Annotated in this window: 22 protein-coding genes; 7 read left to right on the forward strand and 15 right to left on the reverse strand. The window is 61.6% G+C overall.

Annotated elements, in window-relative coordinates:
- Positions 1–7: 7 nt before the first annotated feature.
- The 5 genes from IB249_RS12845 to IB249_RS12865 all read right to left on the reverse strand — a co-directional run bounded on the left by IB249_RS12845 (position 8) and on the right by IB249_RS12865 (position 5,340).
- Positions 8–2,473 carry a fimbria/pilus outer membrane usher protein gene (locus tag IB249_RS12845; protein WP_192305180.1) on the reverse strand — a complete coding sequence of 822 codons (2,466 nt, stop codon included), beginning with the start codon at positions 2,471–2,473 and terminating at the stop codon, positions 8–10.
- Between the two features lie 127 nt (positions 2,474–2,600).
- Positions 2,601–3,311: a fimbria/pilus chaperone family protein gene (locus IB249_RS12850; protein ID WP_192305182.1), complete on the reverse strand. Its 711-nt coding sequence runs from the start codon at positions 3,309–3,311 to the stop codon at positions 2,601–2,603.
- A gap of 38 nt (positions 3,312–3,349) precedes the next feature.
- Positions 3,350–3,979 carry a DUF1120 domain-containing protein gene (locus IB249_RS12855; RefSeq protein ID WP_192305184.1) on the reverse strand — a complete coding sequence of 210 codons (630 nt, stop codon included), beginning with the start codon at positions 3,977–3,979 and terminating at the stop codon, positions 3,350–3,352.
- Between the two features lie 78 nt (positions 3,980–4,057).
- Positions 4,058–4,678: a DUF1120 domain-containing protein gene (locus IB249_RS12860; protein WP_192305186.1), complete on the reverse strand. Its 621-nt coding sequence runs from the start codon at positions 4,676–4,678 to the stop codon at positions 4,058–4,060.
- 41 nt (positions 4,679–4,719) lie between these two features.
- Positions 4,720–5,340: a DUF1120 domain-containing protein gene (locus IB249_RS12865; protein WP_192305189.1), complete on the reverse strand. Its 621-nt coding sequence runs from the start codon at positions 5,338–5,340 to the stop codon at positions 4,720–4,722.
- A 474-nt stretch (positions 5,341–5,814) separates the two neighbouring features.
- Between IB249_RS12865 and IB249_RS12870 the strand changes: the two genes are divergently transcribed.
- Both IB249_RS12870 and IB249_RS12875 read left to right on the forward strand, forming a co-directional pair.
- Complete coding sequence (locus tag IB249_RS12870; protein WP_192305191.1) at positions 5,815–6,447, forward strand: response regulator; 633 nt, start codon at positions 5,815–5,817, stop codon at positions 6,445–6,447.
- Between the two features lie 142 nt (positions 6,448–6,589).
- Entirely contained in the window at positions 6,590–7,219 is a 630-nt protein-coding gene (locus IB249_RS12875; RefSeq protein ID WP_192305193.1) for a DUF1120 domain-containing protein, read from the forward strand.
- Between the two features lie 49 nt (positions 7,220–7,268).
- On the opposite strand, the gene IB249_RS12880 is transcribed toward IB249_RS12875, so the two are convergent.
- From IB249_RS12880 to yejK, 5 genes are all read right to left on the reverse strand, one after another.
- Positions 7,269–8,216 carry a glutathione S-transferase family protein gene (locus tag IB249_RS12880; RefSeq protein ID WP_192305195.1) on the reverse strand — a complete coding sequence of 316 codons (948 nt, stop codon included), beginning with the start codon at positions 8,214–8,216 and terminating at the stop codon, positions 7,269–7,271.
- Between the two features lie 88 nt (positions 8,217–8,304).
- Complete coding sequence (locus IB249_RS12885) at positions 8,305–8,622, reverse strand: GIY-YIG nuclease family protein (protein ID WP_192305197.1); 318 nt, start codon at positions 8,620–8,622, stop codon at positions 8,305–8,307.
- A gap of 39 nt (positions 8,623–8,661) precedes the next feature.
- On the reverse strand, positions 8,662–9,132 hold the full coding sequence (locus IB249_RS12890) for a nuclear transport factor 2 family protein (RefSeq protein WP_192305199.1): 471 nt from the start codon (positions 9,130–9,132) through the stop codon (positions 8,662–8,664).
- 169 nt (positions 9,133–9,301) lie between these two features.
- A complete protein-coding gene (locus IB249_RS12895; protein ID WP_192305200.1) occupies positions 9,302–9,652 on the reverse strand; it encodes a glutaredoxin family protein in 351 nt (116 codons plus the stop codon).
- Positions 9,652–10,656 (reverse strand): nucleoid-associated protein YejK, encoded by a 1,005-nt coding sequence (gene yejK / locus IB249_RS12900; protein ID WP_192305201.1) that lies wholly within the window; start codon positions 10,654–10,656, stop codon positions 9,652–9,654. The genes IB249_RS12895 and yejK overlap by 1 nt, the downstream gene beginning before the upstream one ends.
- Positions 10,657–11,050: 394 nt before the next feature.
- On the opposite strand from yejK, the gene IB249_RS12905 reads away from it, so the two are divergent.
- The gene (locus tag IB249_RS12905) at positions 11,051–11,332 is read left to right on the forward strand and encodes an HU family DNA-binding protein (RefSeq protein WP_192305202.1); all 282 of its coding nucleotides are present in this window, start codon (positions 11,051–11,053) and stop codon (positions 11,330–11,332) included.
- Positions 11,333–11,415: 83 nt separating this feature from the next.
- Here IB249_RS12905 and rlmF read toward each other — a convergent pair whose 3' ends face one another.
- The 5 genes from rlmF to IB249_RS12930 all read right to left on the reverse strand — a co-directional run bounded on the left by rlmF (position 11,416) and on the right by IB249_RS12930 (position 18,047).
- A complete protein-coding gene (gene rlmF, locus IB249_RS12910) occupies positions 11,416–12,438 on the reverse strand; it encodes a 23S rRNA (adenine(1618)-N(6))-methyltransferase RlmF (RefSeq protein ID WP_192305203.1) in 1,023 nt (340 codons plus the stop codon).
- A gap of 198 nt (positions 12,439–12,636) precedes the next feature.
- The gene (locus IB249_RS12915; protein WP_192305204.1) at positions 12,637–15,483 is read right to left on the reverse strand and encodes a valine--tRNA ligase; all 2,847 of its coding nucleotides are present in this window, start codon (positions 15,481–15,483) and stop codon (positions 12,637–12,639) included.
- 204 nt (positions 15,484–15,687) lie between these two features.
- Positions 15,688–16,059, reverse strand: coding sequence for a DNA polymerase III subunit chi (locus tag IB249_RS12920; protein ID WP_192305205.1), 372 nt, complete (start codon positions 16,057–16,059; stop codon positions 15,688–15,690).
- A gap of 8 nt (positions 16,060–16,067) precedes the next feature.
- Positions 16,068–16,496 (reverse strand): DNA polymerase III subunit chi, encoded by a 429-nt coding sequence (locus IB249_RS12925; RefSeq protein WP_192305206.1) that lies wholly within the window; start codon positions 16,494–16,496, stop codon positions 16,068–16,070.
- 60 nt (positions 16,497–16,556) lie between these two features.
- Positions 16,557–18,047, reverse strand: a complete 1,491-nt coding sequence (locus tag IB249_RS12930; RefSeq protein ID WP_192305207.1) for a leucyl aminopeptidase — start codon at positions 18,045–18,047, stop codon at positions 16,557–16,559.
- 403 nt (positions 18,048–18,450) lie between these two features.
- Here IB249_RS12930 and lptF point away from each other — a divergent pair, with 403 nt between their 5' ends.
- From lptF to lepB, 4 genes are all read left to right on the forward strand, one after another.
- Complete coding sequence (lptF, locus tag IB249_RS12935; protein ID WP_192305211.1) at positions 18,451–19,569, forward strand: LPS export ABC transporter permease LptF; 1,119 nt, start codon at positions 18,451–18,453, stop codon at positions 19,567–19,569.
- On the forward strand, positions 19,562–20,623 hold the full coding sequence (lptG, locus tag IB249_RS12940) for an LPS export ABC transporter permease LptG (protein WP_192305214.1): 1,062 nt from the start codon (positions 19,562–19,564) through the stop codon (positions 20,621–20,623). The genes lptF and lptG overlap by 8 nt, the downstream gene beginning before the upstream one ends.
- A 170-nt stretch (positions 20,624–20,793) precedes the next feature.
- A complete protein-coding gene (gene lepA, locus IB249_RS12945; RefSeq protein ID WP_192305216.1) occupies positions 20,794–22,593 on the forward strand; it encodes a translation elongation factor 4 in 1,800 nt (599 codons plus the stop codon).
- A gap of 5 nt (positions 22,594–22,598) precedes the next feature.
- Positions 22,599–23,453, forward strand: a complete 855-nt coding sequence (lepB, locus tag IB249_RS12950) for a signal peptidase I (RefSeq protein WP_192305218.1) — start codon at positions 22,599–22,601, stop codon at positions 23,451–23,453.
- Positions 23,454–23,510 lie beyond the last annotated feature (57 nt).

Genomic DNA, 23,510 nt, shown 5'->3' on the forward strand with positions numbered 1-23,510 from the left:
GTCATCCTCAAAGCGCCCGGCATCTGGCGGGAGCGGTTTCGTAATAGGCATGGGTGTCGGCGTCCGCCGGCAGCTCGAAAAGCAGTTCGCAAGGCGCCAGCCCCGGTGCATTGATCAACAGCGCACGGGTGTCGAGCGCGTTGGGCAGGAACACCAGGCCGCCTTCCTGCACCAGGGTCACGAACTCACCGTCACGGGTTTTCACCGAAGCGCCCCGGGGCAGCGCCGCGCCGTTGTCGGTGGTGACCTTGAGCAGGGCGCGACGGGTCAGGGTGACGCCGAACTCGACCTTGTCGACCGCGCCGCGTCCGGCGGACAGCACCGCCAGGCCGTTGCTGATGTCGGCATTGCGCGGCAGGGTGCGGGTATCGACTTCCACCGGACTTTTGCCGTAGGCCGACAGCTGCGGGATCACCGCCTGGCCTTGCCAGTCGGTCCACACCGGACCGCTCGGGGTCGAGACCTTGATCGCGCCCATGTCGCCCACCGAGAGCAGGCCGAAGGTGTCGCTGATCGGGTAGGGCGACAGCGTCAGGCCGCCGCCATGCAGTACCGCACCGCCTCGGGCGCTGGCCTGGTAGCTGGAGCGCTCGGCGTCGGCGCGGGTGTAGTTCAGGTCCAGCTGGGTGTAGCGCGGCAGCAGCGAAACGCCGGCCGTGGACTGCACTTCCTTGTCACGGGTGTCGTGCTCGACACCCACCCGGTAGGCCAGTTGATCGTTGATCTGCTCACTGACGCCCACTCCACTGCGGTACTCGCCACCGGTGTTGCGCACCCAGGTGCGCGCCCGGCGGTTTTCGCCCAGGGGAATGCTCAGGTTCACATAGACGCTGTCGCCGGTGCGGTTCGACCCGCTGAGTTGCCATTCCGCCGTCGCCGATACCGACACGGCGCCGATGTTGGTGCCCCAGGACGCGAGGGCGCGGCTGCTGTTCCGGCCATCGAATGAGTTCGATTGGCTGAAGCCGCCGCTGAAGGCACCCAGCCACGGATGGGACCACGACAGAGACAGGCTTTGCTGGTCGCGGTAACGGGATTTGCGGTCGTCGCTGGTGTTGTCGAACACCGCGTCTTCCAGTTCGCGGTAACCCAGGGTGCGGTAGGAACCGCCGGCATTGAGTGCCCATTGATCGCTTAACCGGTGCGACGCAGTCAGGTCGGCCTGCAGCCCCTTGCCGGATTCGTTGCCGGTGGCCTGCGCCCCGGTCAGTGTCGCCTGGAGCTGCGTATCGGGCGTGGGCAGCAAGCCCAGGCTGGCCCCGGCCGCGCGATAGTCGGCGGCTCCGGTGATGCCGCCGCTGATCAGCACCTGCGGATTCAACGCGCCACTCCAGCCAGCGCTGATCACCCAGGGTTCATCGCCCTGTTCATCGCCCACCCGCCGCACATGGCCGGCCGCCAGCGAGTACCCCGGCGCGGGCAGGCCGACGCCGAGCAGGGCAGCCGGGATGGTGAAGCTGCGTTCGCTGCCGTCTTCTTCCTTGACGGTGACTTCCACGTCCGAGCGGCTATTGAGGCGGCGAACGTTATTCAGGGCAAACGGCCCGGCGGGCACCACGGTGGAATAGATCAGCGAACCGTTCTGCCGCACCTCGACCTGCGCCTGGCTGTTGGCGATGCCTTCGATGACCGCACTTTGCCCTTCGGCTTGCAGGGCCTGCTCGTTGAGCAGCTGCACGCCGGTGATCTGCGCACCGGCCAGCACCGGGTTGTAGAGGTTGATCTGACCCGCCTGCAACACCGCTTCATATTCGGCGAAGGTGCGTTGCGCGTAGGCCGCGATATGCGTGGTCCGGGACACATCGTCCTGCCAGGTCTGCACCTGACGGCTGCGTACGATCCAGTCGCCGGCATTGAAACCCAACTCGGTGTTGGCCGATGCGTAGCGGCTCGAATCATCGCCGAAGCGACTGTTCTGACCCGTCACGTCGTAGTTGATCAGCGCCGCGAAGCCACCGGTCTGATAGCCGGACACATCTCGCACGGCCGGGCGAATGGCGTCGGTGGGAACGATCAGCGCCAGGGCCAGGTTGGCCGGGTCCTGCTCGATGGCTGTTTGCGGCCAGGCCCCCTGGAAATCATGACAACGGCCATCGTCGAGGGTGTGCTCGGGCACCGTGAGGTTGGCCTTGTCGAGCAGGGTGCGGTCGAAGCACAGCGCGCCCTGGCGATCGAAGGCGATGTCGACGCGGCCCTGACGCTGGCCATTGACGCTCAGCGTCACCGAATGCCGGCCGGCGGCAAAGCGTGGCGCCTGCATCAGCAAGCTGGCCAGCGCCGGATCGATACCGCGCTGGCGCAGCGTGCTGGTGTCGAACTGTGCCAGCAACAACGGATCACCGTGGGCGTCGAGCACCGTCAGTGCGTTGACCAGGAGCAAGGCTGCAAGGGCCCGACGGCCTGCGCGGCGATAGGGTACGCAGCGAACAACGGGCACGGCTTCGCCATCACGGTAAGAAGATACTGTGTTCATGGGGTTCACTTGGGTTGTGCCGGCCTGACCGATCTGAGGGGGTCAGGCACGCGAGTTGTAACGGCTTGAAACCGTCACCCGGAAACTTCGGCGCTTGGCGTTCCTTCGTCGCGCAGTTGTGGTGGTATCAGGATTCGATCGGGGCCTCGAAGTGCGGCACGGCAAAACCGTACACCGTGGCCGGCTGCAATCGCACGGCGGTGCCGGTCGCGCCATTGGCGCTCACGCTCAGGGTTTCGCCCGGCAGCACATAGGTGCGCGGCAGCAAGGCAGAGCCGTTACCGGGCAGCAGCGTCAGTTCCTGGGCCAGGCGCACCACGTAGGGTGAAGGGTTGTGCACGCTCAGTTGGTTGTCTTTCAGGCGCCAGGTCAGCCCGGTCCACGGCGTGCGGTTGGGCGCCAGGCCCTTGGGGTGCAAGATCACCGGCAGGTTCTGGCGCACCGTCACACCGACCCGCGCATGCCCGGCTTCTGCCGGCGGACGGTCCTGCGGCATGCCTTCGAAGATCACCCGTTTCAGACGCTGGGTCTTCAACGGCTCCGACGTCTGCAGGATGAACCGCACCAGTTGGCTCTTGGATGGCTCGACCCGTGCCAGCGGCGGCGTGACAAACACCAGCGGGTCCTTGTCCTCGGGAATGTCTTCGAGGGTGACGTGCAGCAAGGCCAGGGTCTTATCGGTGTTGGTCACCGACACCGAGGCCTCGCCGTCGGCCTCGTTGACGATCACCACCGAGGTGTCGGGCACCATGCCGTCGGCCAGTGCCTGACCGCAGAGGACAAAGGCCAGGATGCCCACGCAGAAACTCGGGCGCCGCGCGCTGTGGAAAAGGTTCATGGTTAACGCCTTTAGGGAGGAAGGAAAGGTCAGCATGGCTAGAGGTATCTCAGGTCGAGCACGATGGCGCCGTCCAGCGGCACTTCCTGATTCAGGGTCAGGAAACTCGCGGCGTTGATCGAGGTGTTGATGTGCAGGGTCGCGGTCACCAGGCGATGAGGCTCGGGCACCAGCGTGCCGGGCCGGGCGAAACCCATGTAGTTGTTCGGGTAGGCATTGGTTTCCGGAAACCAGGTCAGGCCCTGGTTGCTCGATGCCAGCACCAGCGCGGGTTCGCCATCGGCCATTGCATTGCGGTAAGCCAGGCTCACCGCGCCCAGGCGTTCCTCCGGGGCGTGGACGTTCCATCCCAGACCGTAGTAGAACCCGGGCCCCAGTGACGAGTCGGCCCGGTTATCCATGCCCACGAGCACGAACAGCAAGGGTTCGTTGCAACTTACGTGCAGCTCCAGTTGCCGCCCTGGCAGCGGGCTCAGCTCGTATTGATTGAGGGTACGGGCGGGCACCTTGCCGTGGTCGACAATGCCGTCGTCCGAGAGCAATACGTCGCAGGCGTTCGGGGTGATCTGGCCCACCACGTTCAGCTCGACCTCGGAGGCGGCCATCGCCATTGGCCCGACGCTCAGCAGACCAAGCATCGCCAGCAGGTGTGAAGTCGCAAGTTTCATAACGGTCTGAAATCCTTGTCAGCACGGTGCAGGTGAGAGCGGTCAGGAAGGCCTGCCGCTCTTCGGGTTATCGGGCGATCACAGGTAAACCACGGACAGGGTCACGGAGCCGTCGATGGACACTTCATTGGTCAGGGTGAGCTGGTTGGTGGGGGCGATGGACGGCGAGACCCGCAGGTCGACATTGAGCTGCTGCAGCGACAGGGGGGTCAGGCTGCCGGGCACGGCCGCCGCGATCATGTTGTCGGTCCAGAAGGTGCGTTCGTTGGCCCAGGTCGAACCGCCGTCGACAGAACCGATGGTGCTGACCGTGACGCCATCGGCCACCGGGGAACTCAGTTGCAATGTCATGTAACCGAGTTTTTCGTCGGTGTTGATCTTCCCCAGACCGAAATAGTCATCTTCGCGAGAGGACGAGCCGGCGCGGTTATCCTGGGCCTGTACGGCCACCGGTGTGGGGGCGTCGCAGATCAGCGTGAACTGCAGGGTTTGGCCGGCCAATGGCGTTTCCCGGTCCGCGTTCAGGTCCTTCGCGGAAATCTTGCCGTAATCCACCAGTCCGCCACTGGACAAGGTGGGTTCGCAGGCACTCGGGGTGATCATCCCGGTGACGGTCAGGTCGACGCTGGAGGCGGCGAACGCGCTGACGCTGCCGGTCAGCAAGAGGGCACCGAAGAGAGTGTTGAGGGTCTTGTTCATGGTGTGGATCCTGAATGGCAAATTGCGTGGAAAGTGGTTGATCAGTAGGTGATCTGCACGGTGGCGTGTCCGTCGATGGGCAGCTCGTCGAGCAAGGTCAGGTCACTGGCCGGCGCAATGATGGTGAAGGCGCGCAGACGGGCACTGAGGTGCTGTACGGCGATGGGCGTACGCGGGTCGCCCGGCGCGGCAAACGCCGTCCAGCCGGCATGACCCAGATAACTGGACGCTCCCCAACTGGCGCCGTTGTCGCGGGACATGATCGTGACCACGCTGTTGCCATCGGCTTGCGCCTCGAATATCCCGAAGCCCACGCTGCCCAGGTTCTGGTCATCGTTGACCGTACCCAGCCCGTGGTAATTGGGGTTGATCACCGAGGTGCCGGCCCGGTTGTCGATGGTGGTCAGGGTGTAGCTTGTCGGGCCTTCGCAATCGACCTGAAGCAACATTTCGCCCACCGGCAACCGGGTCGGCAACGTCTGGTCGAGGTCCTTCGAGGTCAATTTGCCGTGATCGACGATGCCGCCGTCCGACAGCGAAGGCGTGCAGGAACTGGGCGTAATGGCGCCGATGACGCTCAGGTCGGTACTGCTGGCGGCGAGCGCCGCCGATGTAAAACCCAGCAACAGGCTGGTGGAAAGTGCAAAAGAGTATCTGTCCATGATGGGTCGTCCTTTGATTGAGTTGGGCATGCCGGAATCGGCGCGGCCAGTTGCAGGCGACGCAACTACAGAGACGTGTTTTGCGGTGCAGCGGTCTGTGCGGATAAACGATTGTTCATGAAATTCACTTTTCCTCGAAATACGACGGTGGGTGAGTACCCTCTGTGGGCACGGCGCAATTTATCGATCGAGTCGGTCAGGTGAAATGCAACTAATACGAAAATGATTGCGTTACTGTGGGAAAGGTTCTTTATGACTACAATTTGTATTGCTTGAAGGTGATGTCTGTAGGTTTTGTAAGTAGTCCATTGTGCCTGTGTAATGTAGGGCGGTTCTTATTGTTATATAGGACAAATAACTACGCCCCGGATACATTGGGTGCGGCATTTTTTATCGCTGTATGGGTCGTTGTGATGGCAACAAGGTGGCGCTATTTTTCGCGCATTCCAATCACCCAACAGGATAAATCTGACAATGCGCGTAATCATTGCTGACGACCATCCTGTCGTTCGGATCGGCATGCGAATGCTCACCGATCTGAGCGGCACCTGTGTGATCGTGGGGGAGGCAGAGGGGCCGGACAGCCTGCTGAGGCTGCTTTCAACCACGCCTTGTGAGCTGTTGATCACGGATTTCTGCATGCCGGGCAACGTGCAGGCCGACGGTTTGAAGATGCTCAGCATGGTCAGGCGTCACCACCCGGCGACCTCGATCATCCTGGTGACCATGTTCGCCAACGTCATGGCGTTGCGGGCAGCGCTCGCCCAGGGGGTGATGGCGATCATCGCCAAGGATGCTTCGGCGAAGGAGCTGCCGATGGCGATCAAGGCAGTGAACGAAGGGCGACGATTTATCAGCGAGTCGTTGCGCGCTGCGCTGCTTCAGACGAACGCCAAGGCTCAGTCTGGTACTCCTTCGTTGTCGGCCAAAGAACATGAAGTGGTGAGAATGCTCGCCAGCGGCATGACCGTCAGTGAGATTGCCGACTATTTCAATCGCAGCGTGTCGACGATCAGCAAACAGAAAAACATGGCCATGCAACGGCTGGGTATCTCCACCGATGTGGATTTGTTTGCGTATGCCCGTGACAGCGGCATGGTGCATTGAGTCAGGTAAATTCGTATTAGTTGTATTTCTTGAGATTAGTTGCAGATTTATATTGCCGCGGCGTGGCCGATGGGTTTGGCCGGTAACTAAATAGTTGCATGCCATCACGGCGTTTAAATATTAACTAATGGGATTTCAAGGGATGAACATCAATTTAACCTGTCTCGCGGCCGTACTGTTGTGTGCGGTTGCCGCACAGGCCAATGCGGCATCCAGTACGGATCTGAGCGTCACGGGGACAATCACCCCGGCTGCGTGCACACCCCAGTTGTCCAACGGTGGTGTGATCGATTACGGGAAGATTTCAGTCAAGGATCTGGCCGCTACGACACAATTGCCGCCTGTGACTGTGCAGATGAGCGTCAGTTGTGATGCCGCTACTTTTTTCGCCGTTAATATCCAGGACAACAGGGAAAACACTGTCGGCGGGATCAATCCCAGTCGGTCTTATTTCGGCCTGGGCCTGGGTGAGAACGATCACAAAATCGGCTGGTACATGTTGAAAATGAACAATGCACTGGCCGACGGCGAGGCGCTCCCGGTCGTGGAGTCGGTCAACGGCCAGACCTGGTTCCCTGCGTCAGACGGCACCGTCTGGCAGCCTGGCTGGATGAGGTCTGTCAGTGGTCCGGGCAGTCCGGATTACGCACCGGTTTCGATGCAGGTACTCGTAGCCAATCTGGTGGTGGCCTCGACGCTCTATAAACCTAAGGTCATTACCGAAGAGATGCCCATAGATGGCAGCGCCACGCTGGACATCGTCTATCTGTAACCCAGCGTTCGGGTCCTGTGGGAGCGCGCCCGCTCCCACATTGGCTGTTTCAGCGTTTTTCGATACGAAAACCAAAGCGCGGAAAGTGCACATGCACCACGCCCGCACGCTCGTCTTCACGGCGCAGGATCAATTCTTCACGCCCGGCAAACAGCAGCTCTCCGGCCACCGGATCGACACCGTAATCCGTGGCGGCGATGATCACCTGCTGGCCCGCCTCGAAACCGTTCGGCTCCTCGAACGGCTCCTCGAACGGCTCATCCGGCAAGGCGGCGGGTGTGGCGGTGCGTGCCACGTCCAGCGCCTGTTCGGCGGTCATGTCGCTGGACGCGCCGTGACCGAACCCCATTACCCGCGCATGCCACGCGGCAACTGCCGGGTACGCATCGACCAACGGTGCGGTCACGGGCGTCGCCTTGAGAAACCACAGGCAGTGCGCCAGGGCGAAGTCGGCGATCGACGGGGCGCCAAACAGGAAGTCACCCTGCTCGCGCTGAAGTTGTTGTTCCAGGCGCGCCATGATCGTCGGCCATTGATGCCGTGCCTGTTCCGCCGACAACTTGCTGGCGCTGCCACCACTGAACAGGCCGGCGCGATCGGCGAGAAACGCCTTGATCGCTTCCGGCGGCAAATGACCGAAACGCACGGCCACCGATGCCGGCTGGAACACCAGGCTCACCGCGTGCTGGAACACCACCGAGTCGGCCCACGCGGCGAAGGTCGCGGCGATCATTTCCTGACCTTCGGGGAAAAACGCCGGCAAGGCTTTTTCCTGTTCCAGTCGGCGCGCAATCAAGGCCGTATCGCAATAGATATCCGCGCCAACCTGCAACACCGGGGTCTTGCGGTAGCCACCGGTCAACGCCGTCAGGTCAGGTTTTGGCATCACCGGCGAGATCTTCACCGAACGCCAGGACAAGCCTTTGAAGCCCAGCAACAGGCGGGCTTTTTCGGCGAAAGGGGACGTCGGGTAATGATGGAGAATCAACTCGGACATGCTCGGCTCCGCCGCACAGAAGGTGAGTCCGCAGCTTAGCGCGCAATCGGCGGGCGGCCTACCGATGTGCCTGATGGGAACCTATCAGTCAGATTGATAAGCCGGCGGCAAAGGTCGCCACCAGGCATTCCTTGGCGCTTTTCCTGAGCTTTTTGATCAGCCGTTCCTGGCGCAGCGCCTCGCTTTTGTCGCGACAGGCTTCGGTGTAGACCAGCGCCATGGCCGGGCTGGACAGAAAGAAGCGCGCGCCTTTGCCGCTCTGGTGCTTGGCGAACCGGCGCACGGGATCGTCGCTGATGCCGCAGTACAGCGAACCGTTGGCCGCCCGCACGAGGTAGACAAACCAGGGTTTGCTGACCGGCACCGGCTCGGTGGCAACAACGGAGGATTCGCTTTGGGAGTTCACGTGACGATCAGGGCTTGAAGGAAACAAGCCGCGATCTTATCAGCGACCGGCCTGAAATGCCTTCAACCCCTTCAGGGCCTGGGCACGCACGGCGTTTCGCACCAGCGGTGTCCAGCCCAGCAAAAGGCCCTTGAAGCCGAGCGCCTGGCGCGACCAGGCCCACAGGTCGAAGTGGTCGTGATGTTCGCAGATCTTGCCATCGCGAAAGACGAAGCGTGCCTGAATGTCGTTGACCACGGTGTTGCCGGTCTGGCTGAACAGGTAGGTCGCCACCCAATGCGCGCCGCCGCTGCGCTCATCGCTGCGCACGCTGTCGAAGGTCAGGGAAAAGTCCTTGGCCCGGGTGGTGAGCATGCGCCACATGTCGCCGGCGTCGCGCCCGCGCAACTCGCCAAACGCCGGGTCGCTGAACACCACGTCGTCGGTGTAGCAGGCGCTCATCGCTTCGGCATCCAGTCGCTGGAAAGCCTGGTAGAACCGGGTAATCAAGGCGTCGTGGGCATCATTCATGGACTGGCTCCGCAAGGATCATCATTTGGCCAGCACGATAATCCGCGAGTGCGTGAATGGCCATGACCATTCACTATAAAAATGCCAGCACTGACGACAATGGCCGTCAGTCAACGCATGAACCCAGTGGGAGCGAGCCTGCTCGCGAAGAGGCCTGTGTCCCGAGCGACTATTTGAGGGCGGCGAGGATCGCCTCCGGGTCATACCCGCGAATCAGCGTGCCGTTGACATCGATGAACGGAATGCCGCCGCCTCCCAATGCCTCATACGCCTTGCGCGCCTGGGCATCCTTTTCGATATCGAATTCCCTGTAGGGAATGCCCTTCTGGTCGAGAAAGCGTCGGCTCTGTTTGCAGTAGCCGCACCATTCGGTGCTGTAGAGCACGACGTTGGCCCTGGCCCGGACCTGCTCCGAAACCCCTTGCGAAGGGTTGAACACCCGCTCGATCTTGCCCCAGTTCTGGTAGACCACGACCACCAGCAGGATCAGCAGGACCTTCTTCAGCACACCGTGCAGCATCAGTTACGGCGCTTGAGCTGGTCGGTGAGCGAGGTGGGCAGGCCCTTGATGATCAGCGTGCCGGCTTCTTCGTCGTACTCGATCTTCGAGCCCAAGAGGTGCGCTTCGAAGCTGATCGACAGGCCCTCGGCGCGGCCGGTGAAGCGGCGGAACTGGTTCAGGGTGCGTTTGTCCGCCGGGATCTCCGGCGACAGGCCGTAGTCCTTGTTGCGAATGTGGTCGTAGAAGGCTTTCGGGCGCTCTTCGTCGATCAGCTCGGAAAGCTCTTCCAGGCCCATGGGCTCACCCATTTTTGCCTGGCTGCTGGCATATTCCACCAGGGTCTTGGTTTTCTCCCGGGCGGAATCTTCCGGCAAGTCTTCGCTCTCGACGAAGTCGCTGAACGCCTTGAGCAGCGTGCGGGTTTCGCCGGGGCCGTCGACGCCTTCCTGGCAGCCGATGAAGTCGCGGAAGTACTCCGAAACCTTCTTGCCGTTCTTGCCCTTGATGAAGGAAATGTACTGCTTGGACTGTTTGTTGTTTTGCCATTCGGACACGTTGATCCGCGCAGCGAGGTGCAATTGGCCCAGGTCAAGGTGGCGCGAGGGCGTCACGTCCAATTGGTCGGTCACGGCCACGCCTTCACTGTGGTGCAGCAGCGCGATGGCCAGGTAATCGGTCATGCCCTGTTGATAATGCGCAAACAGCACATGCCCGCCCACGGAGAGGTTCGATTCTTCCATCAGTTTTTGCAGGTGTTCCACCGCCACCCGGCTGAACGCGGTGAAGTCCTTGCCGCCGTCGAGGTATTCCTTCAGCCAGCCGCTGAACGGGTGCGCCCCCGACTCGGCGTGGAAGAAACCCCAGGCCTTGCCCTGTTTGGCGTTGTAGCTCTCGTTGAGGTCGGCAAGCATGTTCTCGATGGCTGCGGACTCCGCCAGTTCGGAGTCGCGGGCGTGGAGAACTGCGGGCGTACCGTCGGGTTTTTTATCGATCAAGTGGACGATGCAATGACGGATCGGCATGGGCTTCTCGGCTGATTGGGATGAGGAGGGCGTGCTCCCCGAAAAAGTGCCAAGTGTACCGCAACCACTGGTTTTGGCGCGGTGCGAAGGGCAATTCGCCGGCCTTCGGCGGCCCTTATGCATTTTTTTCCCGATTTAGAGCAATAAAGCTGACCAAATGGGTAGGGAGAAGCGGATATTTCCTTGTCTCTGTGCTAGTTTTGCCCGGTCTTGCGCGAAGTCACTGCGTTAAGCGTGCAGTCAGCAAATGTCAGGTCGAACCAAACCCTGATTTCGGTATCTATAACCCCGATCCCGCGGTTATTGGCCGAGGGTGCCAGATCCAGAAGATCGGGCTCGATGGCTGACACTGCACTCTGCAATCCATATGAATTTGATAGGGAAGGAACACTACATGGCTCTTACTAAAGACCAACTGATCGCCGACATCGCTGAAGCTATCGACGCGCCAAAAACCACCGCGCGTAACGCTCTGGACCAACTGGGCCAAATCGTTGCTGATCAGCTGGAAAACGGCGGCGAAATCACTCTGCCAGGTATCGGCAAACTGAAAGTGACCGAGCGTCCTGCCCGTACTGGCCGTAACCCATCGACTGGCGCTGCCATCGAAATCGCTGCCAAGAAAGTGATCAAGCTGGTTGTGGCCAAAGGCCTGACCGATGCGATCAACAAGTAAGACGCAGTAAAAAAAGCCGTGCTCCGGAGCGATCCGGGCACGGCTTTTTTGTGCCTGTGTTTCAGCCTCTGTGGGAGGGCTGGTCAGTTTTTGCTCGCCCAACGCTGGCGCCACACCTGCTGCTGCTCCCGGGTCTGGAAAGTCCAGGCGACGAAGCGGCTTTGTTTCTGCCCCTGGGCCATTTCCACCACCTGGCTGTGCAGGGCGCCGGCCTTTTTCAGCGCGGCCTGAATCGCCGGCAGGTTCGAGGCTTTCGACACCAGCGTGCTGAACCATAAAACCTGCTGGCCCACCCGTGCGCTCTCGCTGATCAGTTGCGTGACGAAACGTGCCTCACCGCCCTCGCACCACAGCTCCGCTGCCTGGCCGCCAAAGTTCAGCACCGGCAGCTTGCGTTTCGGGTCGGCCTTGCCCAGCGCCCGCCATTTGCGGCTGCTGCCGCGTGTGGCTTCTTCCAGGGAGGCGTGGAACGGCGGGTTGCACATCGTCAGGTCAAATTGTTCGGTGCTTTCGAGCAAGCCCAGCAGGATGTGTTTGCGCTCGGTCTGCTGGCGAATCTGGATGGCCTTGTTCAAACCGTTGGCCGCGACAATGGTTCTGGCCGAGGCGATGGCGGTGGTATCGATGTCCGACCCGACAAATTGCCAGCGGTAATCGCTGTGGCCGATCAGCGGATACACGCAATTGGCGCCAGTGCCCACGTCCAGCACCTTGACTGCGGTGCCACGGGGAATCATGCCGTCATTGCCGCTGGCCAGCAGGTCGGCGAGAAAGTGCACGTAATCGGCACGGCCAGGCACCGGCGGGCACAGGTAGTCGGCGGGAATGTCCCAATGGGTAATGCCGTAGAACGCCTTGAGCAACGCCCGATTGAACACCCGCACCGCTTCCGGGCTGGCGAAGTCGATGCTTTCCTTGCCGTACGGATTGATGATCACGAACTTCGCCAGCTCCGGCGTGCTTTTGATCAGTGCCGCAAAGTCGTAGCGACCCTGGTGGCGATTGCGCGGATGCAGGCTGGCCTTTTCCCGGGGTGCGACGTGTTTGGCCGGGGCCTCTGGGTCAGGCTTCTTGTGCGCGGGTCTGGGTGTACGAGGGACGGACATGGTGGTGATCGATTCGGACATGGCTGAAAGTGGCGGGCATTGTCCCACATCCAGCGGGTGTGAACCCAATCGCGAGATACAGGCCGCCCACTGTGGGAGCGAGCAGGCTCGCACCCACATGGAGATTTCATGGGGAGAAAAGGCAGGCACAAAAAAGGGAGGCCGTTGCGGGCCTCCCTTTTTCGTTACGACTTGCCGTTACAGGCTGGCAATCCGCGCGTGCTGCTCGGCCAACTTGCCCAGCGCCTGTTCGGCTTCGGCCAGCTTGGCGCGTTCTTTCTCGATGACTTCAGCCGGGGCCTTGTCGACGAAGCCGGCGTTGGACAGCTTGCCGCCGACCCGCTGGACTTCGCCCTGCAGGCGCTGGATTTCCTTGTCCAGACGCGCCAGTTCGGCGCCCTTGTCGATCAGCCCGGCCATCGGCACCAGCACTTCCATCTCACCCACCAGTGCAGTGGCGGACAGCGGAGCTTCTTCGCCAGCGGCCAGCACGGTGATCGATTCCAGGCGCGCCAGTTTCTTCAGCAGCGCTTCGTTCTCGGTGAGGCGACGCTGATCTTCGGCACTGACGTTCTTCAGGAACAGCGGCAGCGGTTTGCCCGGGCCGATGTTCATTTCGCCACGGATGTTACGCGTGCCGAGCATCAGGCCCTTGAGCCATTCGATGTCGTCTTCGGCAGCCGGATCGATGCGCTCTTCGTTGGCCACCGGCCAGGCTTGCAGCATGATCGTCTTGCCTTCGATACCCGCCAGCGGCGCGATGCGCTGCCAGATTTCTTCGGTGATGAACGGCATGAACGGGTGCGCCAGGCGCAGGGCCACTTCCAGTACGCGAACCAGTGTGCGACGGGTGCCGCGCTGGCGCTCGACCGGCGCGTTCTCGTCCCACAGCACGGGCTTGGACAGTTCCAGGTACCAGTCGCAGTACTGGTTCCAGATGAACTCGTACAAGGCTTGTGCGGCCAGGTCGAAACGGAACTGGTCGAGCTGACGGGTCACTTCGGCTTCGGTCCGTTGCAGCTGCGAAATGATCCAGCGGTCGGCCAGCGACAATTCGTAGGCCTCGCCGTTCTGGCCGCAGTCCTCACCCTTGTCCAGCACATAGCGCGCGGCGTTCCAGATCTTGTTGCAGAAGTTGCGATAGCCTTCCACTCGACCCATGTCGAACTTGATGTCACGGCCGGTGGACGCCAGCGAGCAGAAGGTGAAGCGCAGGGCGTCGGTGCCGTAGCTGGCGATGCCTTCGGCGAACTCGTCGCGGGTCTGCTTCTCGATCTTCTTCGCCAGTTTTGGCTGCATCATGCCGGAGGTGCGTTTCTGCACCAGTGCCTCGAGCTCGATGCCGTCGATGATGTCCAGCGGGTCCAGGACGTTACCCTTGGACTTGGACATCTTCTGGCCCTGGCCATCACGCACCAGGCCATGCACGTAAACGGTCTTGAACGGGACCTGCGGGGTGCCGTCCTCATTCTTGATCAGGTGCATGGTCAGCATGATCATCCGGGCAACCCAGAAGAAAATGATGTCGAAGCCCGTCACCAGCACGTCGGTGGAGTGGAATTTCTTCAGGAATTCGGTCTTCTCCGGCCAGCCCAGGGTGGAGAACGTCCACAGACCGGAACTGAACCAGGTATCGAGAACGTCGTTGTCCTGTTGCAGCGTCACGTCCGCGCCGAGGTTGTGCTTGGCGCGCACTTCGGCCTCGTCGCGACCGACGTAGACCTTGCCCGACTCGTCGTACCAGGCTGGAATGCGGTGACCCCACCACAGCTGACGGCTGATGCACCAGTCCTGGATGTCGCGCATCCACGAGAAGTACATGTTTTCGTACTGCTTGGGCACGAACTGGATACGGCCGTCTTCCACGGCGGCAATCGCCGGCTCGGCCAGCGGTTTGGTCGATACGTACCATTGGTCGGTCAGCCACGGCTCGATCACGGTGCCGGAGCGGTCGCCTTTCGGGACTTTCAGGCTGTGGTCGTCAACGCTGACCAGCAGGCCGGCGGCGTCGAAGGCGGCAACGATCTGCTTGCGCGCTTCAAAACGGTCGAGGCCGGCGTACTCGGCCGGGATCTTGCCGTCGATGCTGTCGTTCAGCGTGCCGTCAAGGTTGAACGCCTGCACGGCGGGCAGCACGCTGGCATTCTTGTCGAAGATGTTCAGCAGCGGCAGGTTGTGGCGCTTGCCGACTTCGTAGTCGTTGAAATCGTGGGCCGGGGTGATTTTCACGCAGCCGGTGCCGAATTCAGGGTCGCAATAATCGTCGCCGATGATCGGAATGCGGCGGCCGACCAGCGGCAGCTCGACAAAGTGGCCGATCAGGGCTTTGTAACGTTCGTCGTTCGGGTTCACCGCGACGGCGGAGTCGCCGAGCATGGTTTCCGGGCGAGTGGTCGCGACGATCAGGTAGTCCTTGTCCTCAGCGGTCCTGGCGCCGTCAGCCAGCGGATACTTGAGGTTCCACAGGAAGCCTTTTTCGTCGTGGTTTTCCACTTCGAGGTCGGAGATCGCCGTGTGCAGCTTGGTGTCCCAGTTGACCAGGCGCTTGCCGCGGTAGATCAGGCCGTCTTCGTGCAGGCGCACGAAGGCTTCCTTCACGGCCTCGGAAAGCCCGTCATCCATGGTGAAGCGCTCGCGGCTCCAGTCCACGGACGAGCCGAGGCGGCGGATCTGGCGGCTGATGTTGCCACCGGACTGATCCTTCCATTCCCAGACCTTCTCGAGGAATTTCTCGCGGCCCAGGTCGTGGCGATTCTGGCCCTGGGCTTCCAGTTGGCGCTCCACCAGCATTTGCGTGGCGATACCCGCGTGGTCGGTGCCCGGCTGCCACAGGGTGTTGCGACCCTGCATGCGACGGAAACGGATCAGGGCGTCCATGATCGCGTTGTTGAAGCCATGACCCATGTGCAGGCTGCCGGTGACGTTCGGCGGCGGGATCATGATGGTGTAGGACTCGCCCGCGCCTTGCGGGGCGAAGTAATTCTCGGACTCCCAGGTGTTGTACCAGGAAGTTTCAATGGCGTGCGGCTGGTAGGTCTTATCCATGCGCGGCGGGACCCTATTGGCATCAATTCAGGAAAAGCCGACGAGTATAGCGGGGCGCGGGGCGCAGGGCGAGCGGGGGCGGACAGGGCGTGCCCTGGAAAGCGCTGGAGTCACCTGTGGGAGCGAGCCTGCTCGCGATAGCGGTCTGTCGGTGACCGATCAAGCTGGCAGTTGGATCGCCATCGCGAGCAGGGGGGAGGTGAATCAGTCGTTGTACTGGCTGAGCAACCGCTCCATCCGCGCACTCAGGCGGCGTTTGATTTCTGTCTCGATGTGCGGGGCGAAGTCATCGATCACGTCCTGCATGATCAATTGCGCGGCGGCGCGCAGTTCGCTGTCCAGGTGCAGCAGGGCGTCAGGGCCCGCGCTGGTCTTCGGCGTGGCTGGCGGCGGTTCGACAGTGGGCTGGCTGGCGCTGACCGTGTCGAACAGCATGGGAATCTGTTCCTGTTCGCCGGCCTCGACCGTGTCGGTCAGCAGCGGCGGTTGCAGGTTGTCATCACCGAGCAACTGGCGGATCGACTCGAGGTCATCCAGCAGGTGCGCGGGTTTTTGCAGCGGTTTTGGAGTGTCCATCGGAATGCTCAGAGTCGCTGTAAACGGTGATCTTGCAGAGGATAGCCCTGTTCGCGGTAGAAACGGAAACTCTCCCGCGCCGCTGCGCGAATCGTCGGGTCTTCCACCACCACTTCCGCCACGCGGGCGAATTGGCGGGCGAAGGCCGGGACTTTCAGGTCCAGGTTGACCAGCAGATCCTGGTGTTGGCCGCAGTCGTCGCCAAGACCCAGCACAATCGAACCGTCCGGCTCGCTGTCGGCCGGGCCGTGGGGCACGAAGCTTTCGCCCTTGAAGGTCCACAGGCGCGCATCGAGATCGTCACGCTGGGCGGCATCGCTGCAATGCAGGTAGATGCGGTGACCCATGCGCCAGGCTTTCTCGGTGAGCTTGCAGGCGAAATCCATCCGTGCCGAAGGATCGGCGCTGGGCAGGATATAAAAGTCGACTTTGGTCATTGCGGTTCCTGAGCCAGGAACAGCGTCCTTTATAGAGGACGCTGCTCAAGGTCATCGGTTTCAGGCTTTGGCGCGGTCCAGCAGGTATTGGGTCAGCAAAGGCACCGGACGGCCGGTGGCGCCCTTGTCCTTGCCGCCGCTGGTCCAGGCCGTGCCGGCGATGTCCAGGTGCGCCCAGTTCAGGTTCTTGGTGAAGCGCGACAGGAAGCAGGCGGCGGTGATGGTGCCGGCCTTCGGGCCGCCGATGTTGGCGATGTCGGCGAACGGGCTGTCCAGCTGTTCCTGGTACTCATCGAACAGCGGCAGTTGCCAGGCGCGGTCATCCGCTGCCTTGCCGGCGCTCAGCAGCTGGTCGATCAGCACGTCGTTGTTGCCCAGCAGGCCCGAGGTGTGGGCGCCCAGTGCCACGACGCAGGCGCCGGTCAGGGTGGCGATGTCGATCACCGCCTGCGGCTTGAAGCGTTCGGAGTAGGTCAGGGCGTCGCACAGCACCAGGCGGCCTTCGGCGTCGGTGTTGAGGATCTCCACGGTCTGGCCGCTCATGGTTGTGACGATGTCGCCCGGACGCGAAGCGTTGCCGCTCGGCATGTTCTCGGCGCAGGCCAGGATGCACACCAGGTTGATCGGCAGTTTCAGCTCGAGCACGGCGCGCAGGGTGCCGAAGACACTGGCGGCACCGCCCATGTCGTACTTCATTTCGTCCATGCCCAGGCCCGGCTTGAGGCTGATGCCGCCGGTGTCGAAGGTGATGCCCTTGCCGACCAGTGCGTACGGCTTCTCGGATTTCTTGCCGCCGTTGTACTGCATGACGATCAGGCGCGGAGGCTGGGCGCTGCCCTGGCCAACGGCATAGAACGAGCCCATGCCCAGATCCTTGATCTTCTTCTCGTCAAGGACCTCGACCTTCAGGCTCTTGAATTCCTTGCCCAGCTGCTTGGCTTGTTCGCCGAGGAACGTCGGGTGGCAGATGTTCGGCGGCAGGTTGCCCAGGTTGCGGGTGAACGCCATGCCGTTGGCAATCGCGCGGGCGTGGGCCACGGCGCGCTCGACTTCGGCCTGGGCGGCCTTGATGGTCACCAGGGTGACTTTTTTCAGGGCGCGCGGCTCGGCTTTCTGGCTCTTGAACTGATCGAAAGTGTATTCGCCATCGACCAGGGTTTCGGCCAGCAGGCGGGTCTTGCCGTAGCTGTCGCGGCCCTTGACCACGACTTCGTCCAGGGCCAGCACTGCGTCGCTGCCGCCCAGGCCCTTGAGGGTGTTGAGGATGCCGGCGACGATCTTGCGGAACGGGCGATCGCCCAGTTCCTCGTCCTTGCCCACGCCCACGAGCAGCACGCGCTCGGCTTTAAGGTTCGGCAAGCTGTGCAGCAACAGGCTCTGGCCAACCTTGCCCGCCAGGTCGCCGCGCTTGAGCACGGCGCTGAGGGCGCCGCCGCTCAGGGCGTCGATCTGGGTGGCGGCAGCGCCGAGCTTGCGGCCCTCGCCAACAGCGACCACCAGGGTGGCGGTTTTCAACGTTTCGGGGTTAACGCTTTTTACAACCAGTTCCATGTCCGGTTCCCTGAGTGATGGGTCAACACGCAAGGGCTCGATGACGTGCGACCGAGCCTGCTTATGAATAGAGAGCGCTGCAAGCGAGGGCCTGCGGCAAAGCCCGCAGTTTGAACCTCGCTACCGGCGCCTGACAACCCTCGACGGCATGAATGTGCAGCGGTCGATCCACGTTCGAGTGCTCGTTGTGGACATCAAGGATGACGCGCGCCGACTCATGGCCCGCGTTGTCTGGACTCCCGTCGCGAGCCGGCTCGCTCGCGCAGGGTCGATGCATTGCGCAGTGACAGGCGCACTCAATCACAGGATAATGCGCCAAATTTTTCGGCGGCTCTGTCTTGCGGGCTGCCTGATACATTCGCTTGTCTGGCCGCCTTCGCCTGACAACCCTGGAGTGTCTGGTTTGATCGTCTTCCGTTATTTATCCCGCGAAGTCCTGTTGACCTTGAGCGCCGTGAGTGCGGTGCTGCTGGTCATCATCATGAGCGGGCGCTTCATCAAATACCTCGCGCAGGCAGCCTCGGGCCAGCTCGATCCGGGCTCGTTGTTCCTGATCATGGGCTTTCGCCTGCCGGGCTTCTTGCAACTGATCCTGCCGCTGGGGCTGTTTCTCGGCATCCTGCTGTCCTACGGCCGCCTCTACCTCGAAAGCGAAATGACCGTGCTGTCGGCCACGGGCATGAGCCAGCAGCGCCTGCTGCGCATGACCCTGTTCCCGGCCGCGATCGTGGCGGTTGTGGTGGCCTGGTTGAGCCTGAGCCTGGCCCCTCAGGGTGCCAATCAGTTTCAGTTGCTGCTGAACAAGCAGGACGCCCTGACCGAATTCGACACCCTGGAGCCCGGCCGTTTCCAGGCGTTGCGCGATGGGACGCGGGTGACCTACACCGAGCAACTGTCCGATGACCGCGTCAACCTGGCGGGTGTGTTCATTTCCCAGAAAAATCTCGGTTCGGATAACAAGGACCGTGGGATTTCCGTGCTGGTGGCCGAGAAGGGCCGTCAGGAAATCCGCCCTGATGGCAACCGCTACCTGATTCTCGACAACGGCTACCGTTACGACGGCAACCCGGGGCAGGCCGATTACCGGGCGATCAAGTACGACGAATATGGCGTCCTGCTGCCCAAGCCGGATGTCAGCGATGAAGTCACCGACCGCGACGCCATGACCACCGCGTCCCTGGTGGGCAGCGATGACATCCGTTCGCGCACCGAGCTGCAATGGCGCTTGTCCCTGCCGTTGCTGGTGTTCATCGTGACCCTGATGGCGGTGCCGCTGTCGCGGGTGAATCCGCGCCAGGGTCGTTTTCTCAAGCTGCTGCCGGCGATTCTTCTTTATATGGCCTACCTCACCATCCTGATTGCCGCCCGCGGCGCCCTTGAAAAGGGCAAGATTGCGCCAGCACTGGGGCTGTGGTGGGTGCACGGGATATTCCTGGTCATCGGTCTGGGCCTGCTGTACTGGGAACCTTTGCGCTTGAAGATGGCAAGCCGTCGCAGCGCGCTGGAGGTGGCCCGTGGTTAAGCTCGACCGCTACATCGGCAGCAGCGTGTTCATGGCGATCCTCGCGGTTTTGGGGATCATTCTCGGCCTGGCAACATTGTTCGCGTTCATCGACGAGATGGGCGATGCCAGCGATACCTATACGCTCCTCGATATCCTCAGCTACGTCTTGCTGACCGCACCGCGTCGTTTGTACGACATGCTGCCAATGGCCGCGTTGATCGGTTGCCTGATCGGCCTCGGCAGCCTGGCCAGCAACAGCGAGCTGACCATCATGCGCGCCGCTGGCGTGTCGATTGGCCGGATCGTCTGGGCGGTCATGAAGCCGATGCTGGTCCTGATGCTGGTCGGTGTGCTGATTGGCGAATACATCGCCCCGGCGACCGAAAGCACCGCCCAGGCCAATCGTTCGCTGGCCCAGGGCAGTGGCGACGCGCAAAGTGCCAAGCACGGTATGTGGCACCGTCAGGGCGACGAGTTCATTCACGTCAACTCGGTGCAACCCAACGGCATTCTGTACGGTGTGACCCGTTATCACTTCGACAAGGAGCGGCACATGCTCTCGGCGAGCTTTTCCAAGCGTGCCGAGTTCGACAAGGATCACTGGCAGCTCAGCGACGTCACCACCACGCTGTTCCATGAGCGCAGTACCGAAGTGGTGAACTCGCCTGTCGAGCGCTGGAACGTCGCCCTGAGCCCGCAATTGCTGAGCACCGTGGTGATGGCCCCCGAATCGCTGTCGATCACCGGTTTGTGGGGTTACATCCACTACCTCGCGGAGCAGGGGCTCAACAACGGCCGTTACTGGCTGGCATTTTGGGTCAAGGTGTTGCAGCCGTTGGTCACCGCTGCCCTGGTGCTGATGGCGATCTCCTTCATTTTCGGTCCGCTGCGCTCGGTGACCCTCGGTCAGCGGGTGTTCACCGGCGTGTTGGTGGGGTTCACCTTCCGCATCGTCCAGGATCTGCTCGGGCCTTCGAGCCTGGTGTTCGGCTTTTCGCCGCTGTTCGCGGTGCTGGTTCCGGCGGGTATATGCGCCCTGGCCGGGGTCTGGTTGTTGCGCCGCGCCGGTTGATACCGGCGGTTTCCAGCCCTTGCAGCCGATAAAAACGCCCCTGTCGCCAGACCGGGGCTTTTTTACAGGTGCCGTCTGACCTGCGAACGTGACGCTTGCGCCGTGGATCAGGTACAATTCCCGGCTATTTTTCGGCGGGCTATGCCTGCAGCCTTTTTGAGTGTTGATCCGTGAGTGATTTGAGTCATATCCGCAATTTCTCCATCATCGCCCACATTGACCATGGCAAGTCGACGCTGGCCGATCGTTTCATCCAGATGTGCGGCGGCCTGGCCGAGCGTGAAATGGAAGCCCAGGTACTGGACTCCATGGACCTTGAACGTGAGCGCGGAATCACCATCAAGGCGCACAGCGTCACCCTGTACTACAAAGCCAAAGATGGTATTACCTACCAGCTGAACTTCATTGACACCCCCGGCCACGTTGACTTCACCTATGAAGTCAGCCGCTCGCTGGCGGCCTGTGAAGGTGCGCTGCTGGTGGTCGATGCTGGTCAGGGCGTGGAAGCGCAGTCGGTCGCCAACTGCTACACGGCGATCGAACAGGGCCTGGAAGTGATGCCGGTGCTGAACAAGATCGACCTGCCGCAGGCCGAGCCCGAGCGCGTCAAGGAAGAGATCGAGAAAATCATCGGCATCGATGCCACCGACGCGGTCACGTGCAGTGCCAAGACCGGTCTGGGCGTCGATGAAGTGCTGGAGCGCCTGGTCACCACCATTCCGGCGCCGACCGGCAACATCGAGGATCCGCTGCAGGCGTTGATCATCGACTCCTGGTTCGACAACTACCTGGGCGTCGTGTCCCTGGTCCGTGTCCGTCATGGCCGCGTGAAGAAAGGCGACAAGATCCTGGTCAAGTCCACCGGCAAGATCCACCTGGTGGACAGCGTCGGTGTGTTCAACCCGAAACACACCGCCACGGCCGACCTGAAGGCGGGCGAGGTGGGCTTCATCATCGCCAGCATCAAGGACATCCACGGTGCCCCGGTCGGTGACACCCTGACTCTGTCCTCCACGCCTGACGTGGAAGTCCTGCCGGGCTTCAAGCGCATTCAGCCGCAGGTGTATGCCGGCCTGTTCCCGGTCAGCTCCGACGACTTCGAGGATTTCCGCGAAGCGTTGCAGAAGCTCACCCTCAACGACTCCTCGCTGCAGTACACCCCGGAAAGCTCCGACGCCCTGGGCTTCGGCTTCCGTTGCGGTTTCCTCGGCATGCTGCACATGGAAATCATCCAGGAGCGCCTGGAGCGCGAATACGACCTGGACCTGATCACCACGGCACCGACGGTCATCTTCGAGCTGGTGCTCAAGACCGGCGAAACGATCTACGTCGACAACCCGTCCAAGCTGCCGGATGTCTCGGCGATCGAAGACATGCGCGAGCCGATCGTGCGCGCCAACATCCTGGTGCCACAGGAACATCTGGGCAACGTCATCACCCTATGCATCGAAAAACGCGGTGTGCAGGTCGACATGCTGTTCCTCGGTTCCCAGGTGCAGGTGACCTACGACCTGCCGATGAACGAAGTCGTGCTCGACTTCTTCGATCGTCTCAAATCCACCAGCCGCGGCTATGCTTCGCTGGATTACCATTTCGATCGTTATCAATCGGCTAATCTGGTGAAACTGGATGTGCTGATCAACGGTGACAGAGTCGACGCCCTGGCGCTGATCGTGCACCGTGACAATTCGCACTACAAAGGTCGCCAGTTGACCGAGAAAATGAAAGAGCTGATTCCCCGGCAGATGTTCGATGTGGCAATCCAGGCCGCCATTGGCGGTCAGATTGTGGCGCGTACAACCGTCAAGGCACTCAGAAAGAACGTATTGGCCAAATGCTACGGCGGTGACGTCAGCCGTAAGAAGAAACTGCTGGAAAAGCAAAAGGCCGGTAAGAAACGCATGAAACAGGTCGGTAACGTGGAAATCCCACAAGAAGCCTTCCTCGCCGTGCTCAGGTTGGATAGTTAGGTCCTATGTCACTAAATTTCCCGCTGTTGCTGGTCATCGCCGTGTTCGTCTGCGGCCTCCTGGCGTTGCTCGATCTGGTTTTCCTGGCGCCGCGCCGGCGTGCCGCCATCGCCTCCTATCAGGGCAGCGTCAGCCAGCCTGACGGGGTGGTGCTCGAGAAACTGAACAAGGAACCGTTGCTGGTCGAGTACGGCAAGTCGTTCTTCCCGGTGCTGTTCATCGTGCTGGTCCTGCGTTCGTTCCTGGTGGAACCGTTCCAGATCCCGTCCGGCTCGATGAAACCGACCCTGGACGTGGGCGACTTCATCCTGGTGAACAAGTTCTCCTACGGGATCCGCCTGCCGGTCATCGACAAGAAAGTCATCGAGCTGGGTGATCCGCAGCGCGGCGATGTGATGGTGTTCCGCTATCCGAGCGATCCCAACGTCAACTACATCAAGCGTGTGGTGGGGCTGCCGGGTGACCAGGTGCGTTACACCGCCGACAAGCGACTGTTCGTCAATGGCGAGTCGATTGCCGAGCAACTGGTCGGTTCCGAGCCGGGCACCCTGGGCAGCGCCGAGCTCTACAAGGAAAAACTCGGTGCCGCCGAGCACCTGATCCGCAAGGAAATGAGCCGTTACCGCGCCGCGCCGGACCATACCTGGACCGTGCCTGCCGGGCACTATTTCATGATGGGCGACAACCGCGACAATTCCAACGACAGTCGTTACTGGGATGATCCGACCATTCCCAAGGACCTGCTGGGCATGGTTCCCGACAAGAATATCGTCGGCAAGGCCTTCGCAGTCTGGATGAGCTGGCCGGAACCCAAACTCAGTCACCTGCCGAACTTCTCGCGGGTTGGCCTGATCAAGTAATCACACGCGGCGCTGTTCAACACAGCGCCGAATGCATTTCTGGATCCGCCACTCGCG

The organism is Pseudomonas sp. PDM04, assembly GCF_014851765.1.
Classification (GTDB): domain Bacteria; phylum Pseudomonadota; class Gammaproteobacteria; order Pseudomonadales; family Pseudomonadaceae; genus Aquipseudomonas.